Origin of the sequence: Streptomyces ziwulingensis (genome assembly GCF_039542605.1) — a bacterium.
GTDB lineage: Bacteria > Actinomycetota > Actinomycetes > Streptomycetales > Streptomycetaceae > Streptomyces > Streptomyces ziwulingensis.
This window is the reverse complement of record NZ_BAABIG010000010.1, coordinates 1-18,882: the sequence shown is the minus strand read 5'-3', so window position 1 is coordinate 18,882 and position 18,882 is coordinate 1. Positions and strand designations below refer to the sequence as shown.

Below are 18,882 nucleotides of genomic sequence, written 5' to 3'. Positions count from 1 at the left end.
CGGGTAATCCTCACACGATCGGATGAATGCCAGTCGAAGTGCGTTATGGGGTGTTTACTCTCCGCTACATTCGCGCCGTCCATGAGGCCATAAGGGCTGCTCACAGGCAATCCGGGCACTTCGACGCCCGGGAGGCAGGAGACCGCACCGCACCATGTCGGAACGACCCGCGCAGCGCACCCCCAACCGCCAGCTCGCCGCGCTCATCGCCGAGGCTGGGTTCTCCAACGCGGGTCTCGCGCGTCGCGTCGACCAGCTCGGCCTCGAACACGGGCTGGACCTGAGATACGACAAGACGTCCGTCACCCGGTGGCTGCGCGGCCAGCAGCCCCGCGGCACCACCCCCGCCCTGATCGCCGAGGTCTTCACCCGGCGTCTCGGCCGCCGCCTGACCGCCCAGGACCTCGGCCTGGACGCCTGCGCCCCGGTCTACGCGGGCCTGGAGTTCGCCGCGACCCCGGAGGAGGCCGTCGACATCGTCGGCGGCCTGTGGCGCAAGGACTCCGGCAGCCACGCCGAACTGCGCAAGATCGCCTTCACCCCCGCCGGTCTGGTCGTGCCCAGCCGGGACTGGCTGATCGGCCGCGCCGACGAGCGGGTGGCCCGCGCCGAGCCGCCCGTCCGGGTGCCCGCCCAGGGCCGCCCGGCACCGCCCGGGACCCCCGCCCCGCCGGACGCCGCCCGGCGCCGGGCGGCGGTCGAACGCGGCCCCGGACTGCGGGTCGGCGCCGGCGACCTCGCCGCGCTCCGCTCGGTCGGCGAACTGTTCCGCACCCTGGACGACCGGTACGGCGGCGGCCACGCCCGGCAGGCCCTCGTCCGCTACCTGGAACACGAACTGGAGCCGATGCTGCGCGGCAGCTACGGCGAGCAGACCGGCCGCCGCCTGTTCGCCGCCGCCGCCGACCTCACCCGGCTCGCGGGCTGGACCTCGTACGACATCGCCGCGCACGGGCTCGCGCAGCGCTACTTCGTCCAGGCGCTGCGGCTCGCGCAGGCGGCCGGCGACCGGGCGTACGGCAGCTATGTGCTGGTCACCATGAGCCGGCAGGCCGTCTACCTCGGCCACGGCCGGGAGGCCGTGCAGCTCGCCCGGGTCGCCCAGCAGGGTGTCGGCGGCAGCGCCCCGCCGGTGGTGCAGACGCTGCTGCACTGCGCCGAGGCGCGCGGGCACGGGGTGCTCGGCGAGGTGCGGGCCTGCACCTCCGCGCTGGTCCGCGCCGAGCGGGCGATGGAGACCGCCCGGCCCGGGGACGAGGTGCCGCACTGGGCGCTGTTCTTCGACGAGGCGCAGCTCGCCGACGAGTTCGGCCACTGCCACCGGGATCTGCAGCAGTTCCGCGCCGCCGCCCAGCACGCGGAGCGCTCCCTGCAACTGCGCGCGCCCGCCTTCGCCCGCAGCCGTCTGTTCTGCCGGATCGTCCTCGCCACCGCCCGGCTCGGCCTCGGCGAACTCGACCAGGCGTGCCGTCTCGGCGCCGAGGCGGCGGCGCAGGCCGCCGAGATGCGGTCGGCGCGGGCGACGGAGTACGTCCGGGACTTCGAGCGCCGCCTGGAGCCGTACAAGGACGCGGCGCCGGTCCGGGGGTACCGCGAGAAGGTCGCGGCGCTGGGGTAGGGGCTGATCGTCACATCCCGCCCGCCCGGCACCCCGCGCCCCTCGCGGTCAGGGGGCGGCGGGGTGCCGGGCGGGTCAGGCCGCGTGCGCGGCGGGGCGCGGCTCCGCCCGGTGCATCGAGCCCGAGGCGCCCAGATCCGCCAGGATCGCCTCCGAGGCCCGCCGGCCCGAGCGCAGCGCGCCCCGCACGTCACTGATGTCGCGGTGGTCGCCGCACACGTACAGCCCCGCCAGCAGGCGCACCGGGCGGCGCAGGTCGTGCGGCGGGCGCATGGCGGGCACCGCCTCGGCGGTGTGGTGCACCGCCAGGGTCTCCCAGTGCGAGGTCCCGGTGCCGTACAGGCGGGCGAGCCGGCCGCGTACGACCCGGTCCAGGTCGGGCGGGGGAGGGCCGAGGACGGTCGAGGAGATCAGCGCGCGGCCGGCCGGTGCCCGGGACGGGTCCACGTCGCTGAGCACGGCGGTGTGGGCCACCGGGCCGCCGCGGTCGGCGTCGAGCAGCAGCGCGGTGCCGGTGGCGGGCGGCTCGTCCGTGGTGTGGTGCACCACCGTGACCTGGTGGAAGTCCGGCACCCGCAGACCGGGCAGCAGTTCGGCGGCGGCCCGCGCGTCGGTGGCCAGCAGCACCGCCCGGCAGCGCAGCACCCCGTGCTCGGCGGTGACCACCGCGTTGGTGGCGATCGAGGTGACCCGCACGCCGGTGCGGACGGTGCCCGGGGGCAGGCGCCCGGCCAGCAGTTCGGGCAGTGCCCCGGCGCCGCCCTCCGGTACGCACAGCCGGCCGCGCGCGAAGGAGCGCAGGGCGAGGTCCGCGCACCGGCTGGAGGTGGTCAGGTCCGGGTCGCAGAGCAGGGTGGCGAGCAGCGGGCGCAGGAAGCCGTCGAGGGTGCGGGCGGGCAGTCCCCGGACCGCGAGCGCCTGACCGGCCGGCAGCTCCGGGCGGGCCAGCAGCCGTTCCGGCGGCGCGGCCGCGAGCCGGGTGAGCGCGGCGCTCAGCCGGGCCTGGTCGACGGCGGAGCCCAGCGGGGCCCCGGCCCGGGTCCGCCGCGTCGGCGCCGGGGACCCGGCCGCCGGCCGGGCGGGGCCGGACGCTCCCGCGCCGCCGCTGCCGGGACCTCCCGCCGCACGGCTGCCGAGCGGCCCCTCGGCCGGGCCGCCGAGCGGCCCTGCGGCCGGGTCGGGCCGTCCGGTGGCCGGGTCGGGCCGTCCGGTGGCCGGGTCGGGCCCGGAAGGCGCCCGCAGTGGCCTCCCGGGGCTCTGCGACGGCCCTCCGGCCCCCGGCAGCGCCCCGGCCCGCCCGGCCCGCCCGGCCCGCCCGGCCCGCGCCGCTCGCGCGGCCCGTCCGGACCTGGGAGCGCTCGCCAGGGCGCGCACCGCATGCAGTGCGCCCCTTGCGCCCCCGGCCCCCGCGGGGGCGCCGGCCCGGTGGTGCCGCCCTTCGCTGTGCAGCAGTACGCCGGGCGCGAAGGACCGCAGCGCCAGTCCGTCCAGGCCCGGGGCGAGCCGCAGTTCGGGGCAGGCCACCGACAGCAACTGCCCGATGCGGTCGAGCCGGAAGCCGTCCACCTTCTCCGTCGCCATCCGGCCGCCCACCCCGGGGGCGGCCTCCAGGACCACGGTCGACACTCCCTGGCTGGTCAGCCGATGCGCCGCCGAGAGCCCGGCGACCCCGGCCCCCACCACGACGACGTCCGCCTGGTAAACGGGCTCAAGCACGTGCCCCTCCTCGAGGTTGCGCGGCCGGTGGCGGCGGGCAGCCCCCATCAGTCGTCCGTCCGGATTACCCGAGTTCGGGGTCGAGGCTAGGGCGGCGGCCGGGCCGGGGCAGTCGCGCAGGGACAGAGCACGGACGCACACCGGTCGCATGCGGGCGGGGCACGGTCCCGCCGTCGGTCAGAGCGCCGCCCGGATCGCCCCGTCGATCTCCGGGAACGCGAACCGGAACCCGGAGTCCAGCAGCCGGGCCGGCCGCACCCGGGCGCTGCCCAGCACGTCCCCGGCCATCTCGCCGAGCGCCGTCCGCAGCACCGGCGCGGGAACGGAGAAGAGCGTCGGCCGGCGCAGTACCCGCCCCATGGCCCTGGTGACCTCGCGGTTGGTCACCGGGTGCGGGGCGGTCAGGTTGAACGGGCCGGACAGGTCCTCGCGGTCCAGCAGGTGCCGGATCGCGGCGACCTCGTCGTGCAGCGCGATGAACGACCAGTACTGGCTCCCGTCGCCCATCCGCCCGCCCAGCCCCGCCTTGAACAGCGGGAACAGCCGCCCCCAGGCCCCGCCGCCGCGGGCGACGACCAGCCCGGTCCGGGTGAACACCGTCCGGACGCCCGCCTCCCGGGCGGGGGCCGCGGCGGCCTCCCACTCGACGCACACCTCGGGCAGGAAGCCCTCGCCCGCGGGCGCGCTCTCGTCCACGGCACGGTCGCCGGTCTCCCCGTAGTAGCCCATCGCGCTGCCGTTGACGAAGACCCGCGGCGGCCGGTCCAGGGAGGCGAGGGCCTCGGCGAGCGCCGTCGTGCCGCCGACCCGGCTGGTGCGGATCAGCGCCTTGTACGAGTCGCTCCAGCGCCGGTCGCCGACCCCGGCCCCGGCGAGGTTGACCACGGCGTCGCAGCCGGTGAGACCGGCCGTGTCCACCCGGCCCCGCTCGGGGTCCCAGCGGACCTCGTCGGGCCCCTGGGGGGCGTGCCGCACCAGCCGCACCACCTCGTGCCCGTCGGCCGTCAGGGACCGCGTCAGCGCGCTGCCGATCAGACCGGACGCGCCGGCCACCACGATTCGGGAAGGTTTCATGGCCCCCATCCTGCCGCCGCCCGTCCCGCTTACAGTGATCACCATGCCCGACGCGCTCATACGTCCCGCCAGGCCGGACGACGAACAGCCCCTGCGCCTGCTCGACCAGGAGACCTGGTCGCCCCTGCACGCGGTCTCGCCGCCGCCGGAGCCCGGCACCCCGTTCTTCCGCGACCGCTGCGGACCCGGCGACCACTTCGTCGCCGAGGTGGACGGCGCCGTCGTCGGCTACGTCCGCCTGGGCTTTCCCACCGAACTCGCCGCCAACCGGCACGTCCGGCAGATCCGCGGGCTCGCCGTCTCGGACGCGGCCCGCGGGCGGGGAGCGGGCCGGGCCCTGGTCCGCGCCGCCGTCGAGGAGGCCCGGCGCCTGGGCGCCCGCCGCATCACACTGCGCGTCCTCGGCCCCAACACCGCCGCCCGCGGGCTGTACGAGTCGGAGGGCTTCGTCGTCGAAGGCGTCCAGCCGGAGGAGTTCCTCCTCGACGGCGCCTATGTCGACGACGTGCTGATGGGACGGTCCCTGCTCTGAGCCGGAAACCCGGCGGACCCGGGGGACCTTGGTGGCCCCGGTGGCCCCGGCTGACCTGGTGGACCCGGCTGACCCGGCTGACCCGGCGGGTCCGGTGGACCCGGGGCTACGGCGTGACCGGCTCGCCCGTGTCCACCGCCGCCGTGGCCCCGGCCGCGCGCCGCGCCTCGCCCGCCACCTCGTCGGCCGTCAGCGCGTACCCCGTCCCGGCGTCCGAGGTGGAGCGGGCGAAGACGACGCCGTAGACCCGGCCGCCGGGGGTCAGCAGCGGGCCGCCGGAGTTGCCCGGCCGGACCGTGGAGCGGATCGAGTAGATCTCCCGGGTGACCAGGCGGTCGCTGTGGATGTCCTGGCCCCGCGCCTGGACCCGGGTGGCCACCGTGGCCGCCCGGAGGTTCAGGTCGCCGTCCTGCGGATAGCCCGCCACCACCGCCGAGTCACCGCGGCGGGCGTCGTCGTCGAAGCGGAGCGCGGGGGCGTCCAGTCCGGGCGCGTACAGCACGGCCACGTCCTTGTCCGGGTCGAAGAGCACCACCCGGGTCCGGTAGGCCCGCCCCACGCCGCCGACCCGCACGGTCGGCGTGTCGATCCCGGCCACCACGTGCGCGTTGGTCATCACGTGCTCCGCCGCGTACACGAAGCCGCTGCCCTCACGGCCCTGGGCGCCCGCGACGCCCTCGACCTTCACCGTGCTGCGCCGGGCGGCCTCGGTGGCCGCCGCCGTGACGCTGTCCCCGGTGGGTTCGGCGACCTCGACGGCCGACTCGTTCTCGAAGGGGTTGAAGACCTGCGGGAAACCGGCCTCGGTCAGTGCGGAGGTGGCCCGGGAGAACCAGGTCGGCGTGGTGTCCGGCATCGTCCGCTGCACCGCGCCGAGCAGCGCCGAACCCCGGACCGCCGAGGTGACCTGCGGGGCGGCGGACGCGGACAGGACGCTCGCGGCCACCCAGGCCACGATCAGCGCCGCCGCCGCGTTGGCCGCCGCGCCGCCGGCCCCGTCGGCCACCCGCAGCGGTCCGGCGTCCAGTTCCCGGCGCAGCCGCAGCGCGAGCCGCCCGGCCAGCTCATGGCCGAGCGCCGCCGGGACCAGCACCGTGAGCACCGCGGTCACCGTCGCCGCCGTCGTCCCCGGGTCGCCCACCAGACCCACCGTCCAGGGCAGCGCCCAGACGCCGACGACCGCGCCGCCGACGAACCCGGCGAGCGAGACGCAGCCCGCCACCAGCCCGCGCCGGTACCCCGACACCGCGTACGCCAGCACCGCCAGGCCCAGAAGTATGTCGAGCAGGTCCACGCGAGCCGCCTTCCCCTCGGGACCCCCCGATACGCGCGACGGGCCCGGTGATCAGCCAGTACCGCCCCCCGGGCCGCGAGAACCGGCCAGGTGTGCGGTAACGGGGGAAACGCCGCGGACCGGGACGATGGTTCCACCGGGCGGTGTCCGCCGGCCGGCGCCCGGGTGGCACCGGGTCGTCACCGGCCCGGCACCGGGCCGGCACCCGGGTGGCACAGCACACCTCGCGGGCCGGGCGGATCGGGCGGACAGTGGGGCCATGCGTGTCCTGCGAACGCCGCGGGGGACCCGGAGGCGGCGTGCGGGCATACCGGCCTCCGCCCCGCTGCTGCTCGGCTGCCTGCCCGGCCTCGCCGCCGTGGCCGCGCTCGCGCTGTGCGCGACCGGCGTGGAGCGGAAGGTCGCGGCCGGCGAGCCGTCCGCCGACGGCGCCCCCTCGCCGTACGAGGCACCCCGGCCGGACATCGTGACCCGCGCGCGGTGGCTCGGCGACGCCGCCCGCGAGCAGCCGCCCCCGCGCTACGACGACCGGGTCGTCGCCGTCTTCGTCCACCACACCGACACCCCGAACGGCTACGACTGCGCCGACGCGCCCCGCATCCTCCGGGACATCTACTCGGGCCAGACCGGCGCCCGCGACTGGGACGACCTCGGCTACAACTTCGTCGTGGACCGCTGCGGCACCGTCTACGAGGGCCGGGCCGGCGGCATCGGCCGCGCCGTGACCGGCGCCCACACCCAGGGCTTCAACCACCGCACGGCGGGCGTCGCCGCGCTCGGCACCTTCACCGCCGGGGTGCCCGTGCCCGAGGCGATGACCGACGCGATCGCCGCGGTGGCCGCCTGGAAGCTCGGCCCGGCCGGCACCGACCCGCGGGCCCGGGTCCGGCTGGTCTCCAGCAACGGCCTGAGCCGGTACGCCGCCGGGACCGCCGCCGCGCTGCCCGCCGTGGCCGGCCACGAGGACGGGTACCGGACGAGCTGTCCCGGCGCCGCGCTGAGTGCCCGGCTGCCGGAGATCAGGGAGCGGGCCGCCCGGCTCCAGCACCGGTCCGGCGGCCCACAGGAAGGCCACAGCGCCCGCGCGGGTTCCTCAGATCCGGGGCCCCTACGGTCGGCCGTAGCAGCCGACCGGAGGTGGGGACCTTGACGATCACGAAGAACGCGCGGGAGAGGGACGAGGGGACGCGGAGCCGGGCCGAGGCGGTGCGGCGGCCCTGGACGGCGTTGTGCGCCGCCGCGGCCGTCGTCCTCGGACCGGCGGCCGTCACCGCCGCCGCCCTCGACCGGGCCAACGCGGCACCGCCGCACGCGGCGGCCCGGCCCGAGCAGCCGCAGGCGTACCTCCCGTCGGACCCGGCCAGGCGCCGCGCCGCCTGAGGGGACGACAGCGCCCTCACTCGGGTCCGAAGCGCTCCCACAGCCGCGGGTACCGCTCCGCCAGCACGCGGTCGTCCTCCAGGTCGACCGGCGTGCCGAGCGGCTCGGCGGGCGCGGGGGAGACCCCCAGATCGGGCGCGACCGTGCCGGTGAGCTGCTCGTACGCCTCGTCCGCCGCGTAACCGAGGTCCTCGGCGTCGCCGTCGGTCTCCTCGTCGAAGTCGTCCAGCAGCCCGGCGAGCGCGTCGGGCTCGTGCACGCCGCCCTCGTACACGTCGCGGCCCTGCCCGATCAGCCAGCACCGGAAGTAGTCGAACGCGTCGTCGCTCGCCCCGCCGAGGAGCAGCGCGGCGGCGCCCCACAGCTCCCAGGTCCAGGACCGGTTGTAGCGGGCCTCGAAGTGGCGGGCGAAGTCCAGGACCGCCTCCGGGTCCAGCCGGCAGAGCCGCTCCACGAGCAGGTCCGCCTGCTCCTCCGGATCTCCCTCGGCGCCCTCGCGAGAGGCGTCGATCAGTGCCCAGAACTCCGTCTCGTCCATCACGGGTACAGCATCGGCCCTCGGCGGGTGCGATGCACGCGGAGTGCGACGGATCTCACTCCCGCATCCGGTTTCCGTACAGCCCCGCGAGCAGCAGGGCGTCCCGCGCGAACCGTTCGCGCAGCGCCTCGGGTGCCACCACCTCCGCCTGCGGCCCCAGCATCGCGAGCTGCTCGTGGGCGACGTCCTGCGACTCCACCGCCAGCGTCACCGTCACCCAGCCGTCCTCGTCGGGCGGTCCCGCCCCGCGCAGGGCCTCCCGGGCGGCGCGCGCGTCCACGGCGTACGGCAGTCGCCGCGCGCCCTGCGGGGAGAGCCGCACCACGGCCTCGGCGCGCAGGACCGACCGCGCGAACTCCTGCGCCCGCGCGGCCCAGAACCCGGGCAGGTCGAACCCCTCGTCGCGCGCGAACCGCTCCGCGCCCGGCACGACGGAGGTGAACCGGTCGATCCGGTAGACGCGGTGGTCCCGGTGGTCCCCGTGGTCCCCGTGGCCGCCGGAGAACCCGCCGACGGCCGCATCGGTCTTCGCGGTCTTCGCGGTCTTCGCGGTCTTGGCGGTCTTGGCGGTCTTGGCGGTCTTGGCGGTCTTCGCGCACAGGTACCAGACCCCCGCCTTCAGCACGAGTCCGTACGGTTCCAGCTCCCGCCCGGCCTCCTCCTCGCCGCGCCGGTAGCGGGCGGTGATCGGCCGGTCGTCCCAGACCGCGTCGGCCACCGCGGGCAGCAGCGCGGGCGTCGTAGGCTCCCGGAACCAGTCCGGCGCGTCCAGGTGGAACCGCTGGGCGGCCGTCCGCGAGGCGTCCCGCAGGGACGGCATCAGCGCGGCGGAGACCTTCAGCCGGGCCGCCGAGGCCGCGTCCGCGAGGCCCATCTCGCGCAGCGCCCCCGGCACCCCGGACAGGAAGAGCGCCTCGGCCTCGCCCCGGTGCAGGCCGGTCAGCCGGGTGCGGTAGCCGCCGATCAGCCGGTAGCCACCCGCCCGCCCCCGGTCCGCGTAGACCGGCACGCCCGCCTCGGACAGCGCCTGCGCGTCCCGCGTGACGGTCCGCTCCGACACCTCCAGCTCCCGCGCCAGCTCGGCGGCGGTCATGGCGGGCCGGGACTGGAGCAGCAGGACCATCTTGATCAGGCGGGCGGCACGCATGGCCCACATCATGCCGGGCCGTGCGGGAACGACAGGAGGCCCCCGCCGCGGACGGCGAGGGCCTCCTGAACAACCCGCTGCTACAGGCCGTAGCGCTCGCGCGCCTCCTTCACGGACGTGGCCTTGACCTCGCCGCGCCTGGCGAGCTGGGCCAGCGCCGCGACGACGACCGACTCGGCGTCGACACCGAAGTGGCGGCGGGCGCCGTCACGGGTGTCCGACAGGCCGAAGCCGTCCGCGCCCAGCGAGGACCAGTCCTGCTCGACCCACTGCGCGATCTGGTCGGGGACCTGGCGCATGTAGTCGGTGACCGCGAGGACCGGGCCCTCGGCGCCGTGCAGCGCCTGCCGGACGTACGGCACCCGCTCCTCGCCGCGCAGCAGCGCCGCGTCGGCGTCCAGCGCGTCCCGGCGCAGCTCCGTCCAGGAGGTCGCGGACCACACGTCGGCGGCCACCCCCCACTCCTCGGCGAGCAGCTTCTGCGCCTTCAGCGCCCAGTGGATCGCCGTACCGGAACCCAGGAGCTGGATGCGCGGCGCGCCCGCGACCGGGGACAGGCCCGCGGACTCCGCCGTGTTGAAGCGGTACAGGCCCTTGACGATGCCCTCGTCGATACCGAGCCCGGCGGGCTTCGCGGGCTGCGGCATCGGCTCGTTGTAGACCGTCAGGTAGTAGAAGACGTTCTGGTCCTCGCCCGGCTTGGCCTCGCCGTACATCCGGCGCAGCCCCTCGCGGACGACGACGGCGATCTCGTAGGCGAACGCCGGGTCGTACGTGAGCGAGGCCGGGTTGGTCGCGGCGATCACCGGGGTGTGGCCGTCGGCGTGCTGCAGGCCCTCACCGGTGAGGGTGGTGCGGCCGGCGGTGGCGCCGACCAGGAAGCCGCGGCCGAGCTGGTCGCCGAGCTGCCACATCTGGTCGGCGGTGCGCTGCCAGCCGAACATCGAGTAGAAGATGTAGAACGGGATCATCGCCTCGCCGTGCGTCGCGTACGACGTCGAGGCGGCGATGAAGTCGGCCATGGAACCGGCCTCGGTGATCCCCTCGTTGAGGATCTGCCCGTTCTTCGCCTCCTTGTAGTACATGAGCTGGTCGCGGTCGACCGGCTCGTACGTCTGGCCCTTGGGCGAGTAGATGCCCAGCGACGGGAAGAGCGACTCCATGCCGAAGGTGCGCGCCTCGTCGGGGACGATCGGCACCCAGCGCTTGCCGGTCTCCTTGTCGCGGACCAGGTCCTTGACCAGGCGGACGAAGGCCATGGTGGTGGCGATGGACTGCGAGCCGGAGCCCTTGTCGAAGGCGGCGAACGCCTTCTCGGCGGGCGCGGGCAGCGGGGCCAGCGGGTGCGTGCGGCGGGCCGGGGCCGGACCGCCGAGCGCCGCGCGGCGCTCCTGGAGGTAGCGGACCTCGGGGGAGTCGGCGCCGGGGTGGCCGTAGGGCACCACGCCGTCGACGAAGTCGCTGTCCTTGACGGGCAGCTCCAGCAGGTCGCGCATCGCCTTGAACTCGTCCACCGTCAGCTTCTTCATCTGGTGGTTGGCGTTCTTGGACGCGAAGCCCTCGCCGAGGGTGTGGCCCTTGACCGTCTGGGCCAGGATCACGGTCGGCGCGCCCTTGTGGGCGAGCGCCGCCCGGTAGGCCGCGTACACCTTGCGGGCCTCGTGGCCGCCGCGCGAGGTGTGGAAACAGTCCAGGATCTTGGCGTCGCTGAGCAGCTTCGCCATCTCCACCAGCGCCGGGTCGGAGCCGAAGAAGTCCTGGCGGATGTAGGCCGCGTCCCGCGTCTGGTACGTCTGGACCTGCGCGTCGGGTACCTCGCGCAGCCGGCGCACGAGCGCGCCGGTGAGGTCGAGCTGGAACAGCTCGTCCCAGGCGGTGCCCCACAGCGTCTTGACCACGTTCCAGCCGGCGCCGCGGAACTGGGCCTCCAGCTCCTGCACGATCTTGAAGTTGGCGCGGACCGGGCCGTCGAGGCGCTGCAGGTTGCAGTTGATGACGAAGGTCAGGTTGTCCAGGCCCTCGCGGGCGGCGAGCGCGAGGGCGGCCGTCGACTCCGGCTCGTCCATCTCGCCGTCACCGAGGAACGCCCATACGTGCGAGGCGGAGGTGTCCTTGATGCCGCGCGCCGACAGGTAGCGGTTGAACCGCGCCTGGTAGATCGCGGAGAGCGGGCCCAGGCCCATGGAGACGGTGGGGAACTCCCACAGCCAGGGCAGGCGGCGCGGGTGCGGGTAGGAGGGCAGGCCGTTGCCGCCGGACTCGCGGCGGAAGTGGTCCAGGTGGGACTCGTTCAGCCGGCCGTCGAGGAAGGCGCGGGCGTAGATGCCGGGGGAGGCGTGGCCCTGGATGTAGAGCTGGTCGCCGGACCCGTCACCCTCCTTGCCGCGGAAGAAGTGGTTGAAGCCCGTCTCGTACAGCCAGGCCGCGGAGGCGAAGGTGGCGATGTGGCCGCCGACGCCGTACTTGCTGCCGCGGGTCACCATGGCCGCCGCGTTCCAGCGGTTCCAGGCGGTGATCCGCTGCTCCATCTCCTCGTCGCCGTCCACGGCGGGCTCGGCGGAGGTGGGGATGGTGTTGACGTAGTCCGTCTCGAGGAGCTTCGGCAGTGCGACGCCGGCTCCCTCTGCACGCTCCAGCGTGCGCCGCATCAGATACGCGGCACGGTGCGGCCCGGCCGCCTCGGCGACGGCGTCCAGGGATGCCTGCCACTCGGCGGTCTCCTCCGGGTCCCGGTCAGGGAGCTGGTCGAGCGCGCTCGGCTGGATGGCGTAGGGGTCGGTCATGTCGCCGCCTTCCTCAGTCGAAGGGGGTTCCCTCATCTGGTAAGGGTTCGGGGGTGCCCTTGGTCTTTGGCAGGACAGGGCGTGAGGCTCGGGTGCAAGCCCGTCGGTGACTGTAACTCGCTGATCGATGATCGATCAAAGGGTTGAGGACGAAAACCTCTTGATCACGAGAAAGTCGGCACGGGGTGCCTTCGGCGATGGCACGGGGTGACGGTGCCGCCGGGGAGTCTGTGCAGGTGGGCGCGGGTCGGCTCGGGTGGTCTCGGCCGGGACGGCGGCCGCGGGTACGTCGTGGCCGCTCGTGCAGTTCCCCGCGCCCCTGAAGGGCAGCCGGCCCAGGGGCGCGGGGAACTGCGCGAAGGCGGTCTGGGGGCGGAGCCCCCAGGGACGGGACGGGAAGGGGCGGCGGGGGCGGAAGAAGGCCAGGGACGGAGGAACGGGGGAGTGGGCAGGTCAGGGAGGGGGGAATGGGCAGGTCAGGGAGGGAGCGACGAGAAGGTCAGGGGCGGGGGGCGCACCCGAGCACGTGGGACTTGACCAGCTCGGGGATGCGCGGATCGCGGCGCTTGAACGCCGCCACCAGCTCCTCGTGCTCCTCCGCGTAGGACTGCTGCACCGTCCCCAGCCACCGTATCGACAGCGCCGTGAACACCTCGATCCCCAGCCCCTCCCAGGTGTGCAGCAGCACCGAGTTCCCGGCCGCCCGCACCAGCTCCCGGTGGAACCCCACCGTGTGCCGCACCTGCGCCGTGCCGTCCGCCTTCCGGTCCGCCTCGTACAACGCGCTGACGTGCGGTTCGAGCGCCGAGCAGTCCTCCGCGAGGCGCTGCGCCGCCAGCTCCGCGGCGATCGCCTCCAGACCGGCCCGCACCGGGTAGCTCTCCTCCAGGTCGGCCGAGGTCAGGTTCCGCACCCGGACGCCCTTGTTCGGCGCCGACTCGATCAGCCGCAGCGACTCCAGCTCGCGCAGCGCCTCCCGGACCGGCGTCTGGCTGACCTCCAGCTCGGTGGCGATCCGCCGCTCCACGATCCGCTCGCCCGGCTGCCAGCGCCCGCTGATGATCCCTTCCAGGATGTGCTCGCGGATCTGCTCGCGCAGCGAGTGGACGACGGGCGCGGTCATGAGGGCTCCTTAGGGAGGGGCTCGTTCCGGCCCCCTGGGGCGTTGACGTGGAGCAACAATACGGCCGTGCGCCCCGCTCGGCAGGGCGCACACGGGGGCTCGCGCGCAGGTGAGACGAGGCTTACACGCGGATGACGCGGACACGGCGACGCCCCCGCCCGGAGTGTTCCGGACGGGGGCGCCACTGGCTGGACGGGGTCAGAGGCCCAGCTCGACCTCGAACTCGCCGGCCTCCAGGATGGCCTTGACCGCGGTCAGGTAGCGCGCGGCGTCGGCACCGTCCACCAGGCGGTGGTCGTAGGACAGGGTCAGGTACGTCATGTCGCGGACGCCGATGACCGTGCCCTCCTCCGTCTCGATCACGGCGGGGCGCTTGACCGTCGCGCCGATGCCGAGGATCGCGACCTGGCCCGGCGGCACGATGATCGTGTCGAAGAGCGCACCGCGCGAGCCGGTGTTGGAGATGGTGAAGGTCGCGCCGACCAGCTCGTCCGGGCTGATCTTGCTGGCCCGGACCTTGCCCGCCAGCTCGGCCGTGGCCTTGGCGATACCGGCGAGGTTGAGGTCACCGGCGTGCTTGATGACCGGGGTCATCAGGCCCTTCTCGGAGTCCACCGCGATACCGACGTTCTCGGTGTCGAAGTAGGTGATGGTCCCCTCGGCCTCGTTGATCTTGGCGTTGATCGGCGCGTGCGCCTTCAGCGCCTGGGCCGCGGCCTTGACGAAGAACGGCATCGGGGAGAGCTTGACGCCCTCCCGGGCCGCGAAGGCGTCCTTGGCCCGGGCCCGCAGCTTCATCAGACGCGTGACGTCGACCTCGACGACCGACGAGAGCTGCGCCTGCTCGTGCAGCGCCTTGACCATGTTGTCGCCGATGACCTTGCGGATGCGGGGCATCTTGACGGTCTGGCCGCGCAGCGGGGAGGACTCCAGCTTCGGAGCCTTCTTCGCGGCGGGAGCGGCCGGGGCGGCGGCGGCCGGAGCCGACGCGGCGGCCTTCGCGGCCTCGGCGGCGGCGATGACGTCCTGCTTGCGGATACGGCCGCCGACGCCGGTGCCCGAGACGGCGGACAGGTCGACGCCGTTCTCGGCGGCGAGCTTGCGCACCAGCGGGGTGACGTAGGCGCCGTCGTCGGACGCCTGGGCGGCGGCCGGGGCAGCGGCCTTGGCGGCCGGAGCCGGAGCGGCGGCGGGGGCGGGCGCCGGAGCGGCGGCGGGGGCCTCCTGCTGCTGCGGGGCCGGGGCCGGGGCGGGGGCGGCCGGGGCCTGCTGGGCCGGGGCCGGGGGCTGCGGGGCCTGGGCCTGGGCGGGCTCGGGCTGCGCCGGGGCCGGCTGTGCGGGCTCGGGCTGCGCGGGGGCGGCCGGGGCCTGCTGGGCCGGGGCCGGGGCGGCACCCTTGGCGCCGATGACGGCCAGCTTGGCGCCGACCTCGGCCGTCTCGTCCTCGCCGACCACGATCTCCAGCAGGGTGCCGGAGGCGGGCGCCGGGATCTCGGTGTCGACCTTGTCGGTCGAGACCTCAAGCAGCGGCTCGTCCTCGGTGACCTCCTCGCCGACCTCCTTCAGCCAGCGGGTCACGGTGCCCTCGGTGACGGACTCGCCGAGCGCGGGCAGGACCACGTCCGTGCCCTCGGCGGAACCGCCGGCGGCGGCGTCCGCGGTGGGCGCCGGGGCGGGGGCGGCCTGCTCGGTGGAGGGGGCGGCCGCCGCGGGCTCGGGAGCCGGCTCGGGCTCGGGAGCCGGCTCGGGCTCGGCGGCCTGCTCGGCCTGCGGGGCCTGCTCGGCGGCCGGGGCGTCGGTGCCGTCGTCGATCAGCGCCAGCTCGGCGCCCACCTCGACGGTCTCGTCCTCGGCGACCTTGATGGAGGACAGCACGCCGGAGGCGGGCGCCGGGATCTCGGTGTCGACCTTGTCGGTGGAGACCTCGAGCAGCGGCTCGTCGGCCTCGACGCGCTCACCCTCGGCCTTCAGCCAACGGGTGACGGTGCCCTCGGTGACGCTCTCGCCGAGCGCCGGAAGGGTTACGGAAACCGCCATGGTTTCGGTTGCTCCTTAACGAATTGCGGAAGTCTGTGTCGTCGCGCCCAGTGACCGGGGAAGGTCAGTCGTGGGAGTGCAGCGGCTTGCCGGCCAGTGCCAGGTGGGCCTCGCCGAGCGCCTCGTTCTGCGTCGGGTGGGCGTGGATGAGCTGGGCCACCTCGGCGGGCAGCGCCTCCCAGTTGTAGATGAGCTGGGCTTCGCCGACCTGCTCGCCCATGCGGTCGCCGACCATGTGGACGCCGACCACGGCACCGTCCTTGACCTGGACGAGCTTGATCTCGCCCGCGGTCTTCAGGATCTTGCTCTTGCCGTTGCCCGCGAGGTTGTACTTCAGAGCGACGACCTTGTCCGCGCCGTAGACCTCCTTGGCCTTGGCCTCGGTGATGCCCACGGAGGCGACCTCGGGGTGGCAGTACGTCACCCGGGGCACACCGTCGTAGTCGACCGGGACGACCTTCAGGCCGGCCAGCCGCTCCGCGACCAGGATGCCCTCGGCGAAGCCGACGTGCGCGAGCTGGAGGGTGGGGACCAGGTCGCCGACGGCGGAGACGGTCGGGACATTGGTCCGCATGTACTCGTCGACGAGGACGTAGCCGCGGTCGGTGGCGACACCGGCCTCCTCGTAGCCCAGGCCCTGCGAGACCGGGCCGCGGCCGACGGCGACGAGCAGGACCTCGGCCTCGAACTCCTTGCCGTCGGCGAGGGTGACCTTGACACCGTTCTGGGTGTACTCGGCCTTGTCGAAGAAGGTGCCCAGGTTGAACTTGATGCCGCGCTTGCGGAAGGCACGCTCCAGCAGCTTGGAGCTGTTCTCGTCCTCGACCGGCACGAGGTGCTTCATGCCCTCGATGACGGTGACGTCGGTGCCGAAGGACTTCCACGCCGAGGCGAACTCGACACCGATGACCCCGCCGCCCAGGACGATCGCGGACTCGGGCACGCGGTCCAGCTTCAGGGCGTGGTCGGAGGAGATGACGCGGTTGCCGTCGATCTCCAGACCGGGCAGCGACTTCGGCACCGAGCCGGTCGCCAGGAGGACGTGCCGGCCCTGGATCCGCTGGCCGTTCACGTCCACGGAAGTGGGGGAGGAGAGCTTGCCCGCACCCTCGATGTACGTCACCTTGCGCGAGGCGATCAGACCCTGCAGGCCCTTGTACAGGCCGGAGATCACATCGTCCTTGTACTTGTGGACGGCCGCGATGTCGATGCCCTCGAAGGTGGCCTTGACGCCGAACTGCTCGCTCTCGCGGGCCTGGTCGGCGATCTCGCCCGCGTGCAGCAGGGCCTTCGTGGGAATGCAGCCGTTGTGCAGGCAGGTGCCGCCGACCTTGCCCTTCTCGATCAGGGCGACGTCCAGGCCAAGCTGCGCCCCGCGCAGGGCCGCGGCGTAACCACCGCTACCACCGCCGAGGATCACTAGGTCGAAAACGGTGCTGGCGTCGTTCGCCACGTCACGTCCTCCATGCATGTGCGCCGTACGCCGGTCGTCGCTGACCGGCAGGCGGCTGGTGTCCGGCCGCTCGTTCTTCGGCCCTGGGGTGGGGCCCTGTCCTGCCGGGCTCCATCTTCGCACCTGTGGGACCCCGACGAGACGTGGGGCCGGGGTGTGAGACGCAGCACGTTCACTTGTGAGAGCTTGTGAGAGACGGGCCATGGGGGCGTGGGCGACCGGCCGCGGCCGGGCCCGCGGTCGCCCACGCCCCCCGGTGCCTGGTGTGCCCCGGCTCTCAGGCGGAGGTCAGCCCAGATCCCCCGCGGCCGCCAGCTCGGCGACCCGCACCAGCGTCCGCACCGCCGTGCCCGTCCCGCCCTTGGGCGTGTAGCCGAACGGCGCGCTCTCGTTGAAGGCCGGCCCGGCGATGTCCAGGTGCGCCCAGGCGATGCCCTCGCCCACGAACTCGCGCAGGAACAGACCGGCCACCAGCCCGCCGCCCATCCGCTCACCCATGTTGGCGATGTCGGCCGTCGAGGACTCCATGCCCTTGCGCAGGTGCTCCGGCAGCGGCATCGGCCACGCCGGCTCACCGACCTCCTCGGCCGCCTCGTGCACCGCGGCGCGGAACGCGTCGTCGTTGGCCATCACGCCGAAGGTCCGGCTGCCCAGCGCCAGCATCATCGCGCCGGTCAGCGTCGCCACGTCGATGATCGCGTCCGGCTTCTCCTGCGAGGCCGCCCACAGCGCGTCGGCGAGCACGAGCCGGCCCTCGGCATCGGTGTTGAGCACCTCGACCGTCTTGCCGCTGTACATGCGCAGCACGTCACCCGGGCGGGTCGCCGACCCGGACGGCATGTTCTCGGCCAGCGCCAGCCAGCCGGTGACGTTGACCTCCAGGCCGAGCCGGGCGGCGGCGACCACCGCGGCGAACACGGCGGCGGCGCCGGCCATGTCGCACTTCATCGTCTCGTTGTGCCCGGCGGGCTTCAGCGAGATGCCGCCCGAGTCGTAGGTGATGCCCTTGCCGACGAAGGCGAGCGACTTCTTCGCCTTGGAGGAGGTGTACGACAGCTTCACCAGGCGCGGACCGGCCGCCGAGCCGGCCCCGACGCCGAGGATGCCGCCGTAGCCGCCCTTGGTGAGGGCCTTCTCGTCGAGCACCTGCACCTTGATGCCGTGCTCCTTGGCCGCGGCCTGCGCGACCGCCGCGAACGACTCGGGGTTGAGGTCGTTGGGCGGGGTGTTGACCAGGTCGCGGGCGCGGTTCAGCTCCTCCACGACGGCGGCGGCACGCTCCAGCGCGGCCTTGAACACCTTGTCGCGGGGCTTGCCGCCGAGCAGCGTGGCCTCGGCCAGGGGGGTCTTGCCGTTCTTCGTCTTCGCGGTCTTGTCGGCGGCGGCAGCGGTGTCCTTGTAGGCGACGAAGGCGTACGCGCCGAGCAGTACGCCCTCGGCGACCGCGCCGGCGTCCGCGGCGTCCGCGAGCGGCAGCGCGAAGGCGGCCTTCTTGACCCCGGACAGGGCGCGGGCGGCGACACCGGCGGCCCGGCGCAGCGCCTCGCCGTCGTAGCCGGCGTCCTTCTCGGACTCGGCGCCCAGACCCACCGCCACCACGAGCGGCGTCTTGAAGCCGGCCGGCGCGGGCAGCTTCGTCACCTCGCCCTCGGCACCCGAGGCACCGAGGGTCTCCAGGACGTCGGCCAGCCTGCCGTCGTACGCCTTGTCCACGGCCTCGGCGCCGGGGGCGAGGACCAGGCTCCGGCGGCTGGACGCGGAGCCCTTGGCGACACCGATCACGAGCGCGTCGGCCCGCAGGCCGGGCGCTGCGGTGGTGCTGAGAGTGAGAGCAGTCACGGTGGTGAAATCTCGCTTCCGTTTGAAATCCGGTGTGATCCGGTGAAGTCCGGTGTGCGGTCGAATGCGGTGGGTCGACCGGGCCCGGCAACCGACCCTAGGGTCTGTCGCACCCGAGCCTACGCGCGGGCTCGCGGGGCGGCGTTCAGCCGAGGACCAGGACGACCAGCGCCGTCGTGGCCGCCGTCTCCGCGAGGCCGCCGAACACGTCGCCGGTGACCCCGCCGAAGCGGCGCACGCAGTGCCGCAGCAGCGCCTCGGCGGCGCCGGCCGCCAGGACCACCGCGAGGGCCGCGCGCAGCGCCGCGGCCGGTCCGAAGGCCGCGCCGGCCGCGGCGGCGGCGGCCG

General features: G+C 74.6%; 15 protein-coding genes. 4 read left to right on the top strand and 11 right to left on the bottom strand.

All coding sequences use genetic code 11. The features are described 5' to 3' along the window. Positions 1-154: 154 nt before the first annotated feature. Positions 155-1,618, top strand: coding sequence for an NsdA family TPR-like regulatory protein (locus ABEB00_RS05075; protein WP_345617679.1), 1,464 nt, complete (start codon positions 155-157; stop codon positions 1,616-1,618). 75 nt (positions 1,619-1,693) lie between these two features. Here ABEB00_RS05075 and ABEB00_RS05070 read toward each other — a convergent pair whose 3' ends face one another. Beyond that, the gene (locus tag ABEB00_RS05070) at positions 1,694-3,334 is read right to left on the bottom strand and encodes an NAD(P)/FAD-dependent oxidoreductase (RefSeq protein WP_345617678.1); all 1,641 of its coding nucleotides are present in this window, start codon (positions 3,332-3,334) and stop codon (positions 1,694-1,696) included. Positions 3,335-3,511: 177 nt separating this feature from the next. Further along, complete coding sequence (locus ABEB00_RS05065) at positions 3,512-4,408, bottom strand: TIGR01777 family oxidoreductase (protein ID WP_345617677.1); 897 nt, start codon at positions 4,406-4,408, stop codon at positions 3,512-3,514. Between the two features lie 43 nt (positions 4,409-4,451). On the opposite strand from ABEB00_RS05065, the gene ABEB00_RS05060 reads away from it, so the two are divergent. Then, positions 4,452-4,940 carry a GNAT family N-acetyltransferase gene (locus tag ABEB00_RS05060; RefSeq protein WP_345617676.1) on the top strand — a complete coding sequence of 163 codons (489 nt, stop codon included), beginning with the start codon at positions 4,452-4,454 and terminating at the stop codon, positions 4,938-4,940. A gap of 106 nt (positions 4,941-5,046) precedes the next feature. On the opposite strand, the gene ABEB00_RS05055 is transcribed toward ABEB00_RS05060, so the two are convergent. After that, positions 5,047-6,234 carry a MarP family serine protease gene (locus tag ABEB00_RS05055; protein ID WP_345617675.1) on the bottom strand — a complete coding sequence of 396 codons (1,188 nt, stop codon included), beginning with the start codon at positions 6,232-6,234 and terminating at the stop codon, positions 5,047-5,049. Between the two features lie 259 nt (positions 6,235-6,493). Here ABEB00_RS05055 and ABEB00_RS05050 point away from each other — a divergent pair, with 259 nt between their 5' ends. Further along, positions 6,494-7,384 carry a peptidoglycan recognition protein family protein gene (locus ABEB00_RS05050; protein ID WP_345617674.1) on the top strand — a complete coding sequence of 297 codons (891 nt, stop codon included), beginning with the start codon at positions 6,494-6,496 and terminating at the stop codon, positions 7,382-7,384. Next, positions 7,381-7,614, top strand: coding sequence for a hypothetical protein (locus ABEB00_RS05045; protein WP_345617673.1), 234 nt, complete (start codon positions 7,381-7,383; stop codon positions 7,612-7,614). Before ABEB00_RS05050 ends, ABEB00_RS05045 begins: the two co-directional genes overlap by 4 nt. A gap of 16 nt (positions 7,615-7,630) precedes the next feature. Here the strand turns inward: ABEB00_RS05045 and ABEB00_RS05040 are convergent, their stop codons facing one another. From ABEB00_RS05040 to ABEB00_RS05005, 8 genes are all read right to left on the bottom strand, one after another. Continuing rightward, complete coding sequence (locus tag ABEB00_RS05040; protein WP_345617817.1) at positions 7,631-8,152, bottom strand: DUF4240 domain-containing protein; 522 nt, start codon at positions 8,150-8,152, stop codon at positions 7,631-7,633. 55 nt (positions 8,153-8,207) lie between these two features. Continuing rightward, positions 8,208-9,299 (bottom strand): helix-turn-helix transcriptional regulator, encoded by a 1,092-nt coding sequence (locus ABEB00_RS05035; protein ID WP_345617672.1) that lies wholly within the window; start codon positions 9,297-9,299, stop codon positions 8,208-8,210. An 80-nt stretch (positions 9,300-9,379) separates the two neighbouring features. Then, positions 9,380-12,082: a pyruvate dehydrogenase (acetyl-transferring), homodimeric type gene (aceE, locus tag ABEB00_RS05030; protein ID WP_345617671.1), complete on the bottom strand. Its 2,703-nt coding sequence runs from the start codon at positions 12,080-12,082 to the stop codon at positions 9,380-9,382. A 499-nt stretch (positions 12,083-12,581) separates the two neighbouring features. Beyond that, positions 12,582-13,205, bottom strand: a complete 624-nt coding sequence (locus tag ABEB00_RS05025) for a GntR family transcriptional regulator (protein WP_345617670.1) — start codon at positions 13,203-13,205, stop codon at positions 12,582-12,584. A gap of 198 nt (positions 13,206-13,403) precedes the next feature. Beyond that, positions 13,404-15,242: a 2-oxoglutarate dehydrogenase, E2 component, dihydrolipoamide succinyltransferase gene (gene sucB, locus ABEB00_RS05020; RefSeq protein WP_345617669.1), complete on the bottom strand. Its 1,839-nt coding sequence runs from the start codon at positions 15,240-15,242 to the stop codon at positions 13,404-13,406. Between the two features lie 64 nt (positions 15,243-15,306). Continuing rightward, entirely contained in the window at positions 15,307-16,695 is a 1,389-nt protein-coding gene (gene lpdA, locus ABEB00_RS05015) for a dihydrolipoyl dehydrogenase (RefSeq protein ID WP_345617668.1), read from the bottom strand. Positions 16,696-16,983: 288 nt separating this feature from the next. After that, the gene (locus ABEB00_RS05010; protein ID WP_345617667.1) at positions 16,984-18,534 is read right to left on the bottom strand and encodes a leucyl aminopeptidase; all 1,551 of its coding nucleotides are present in this window, start codon (positions 18,532-18,534) and stop codon (positions 16,984-16,986) included. 145 nt (positions 18,535-18,679) lie between these two features. Next, a partial coding sequence (locus ABEB00_RS05005; RefSeq protein ID WP_345617666.1) for an adenosylcobinamide-GDP ribazoletransferase occupies positions 18,680-18,882 on the bottom strand: 203 nt, incomplete at its 5' end.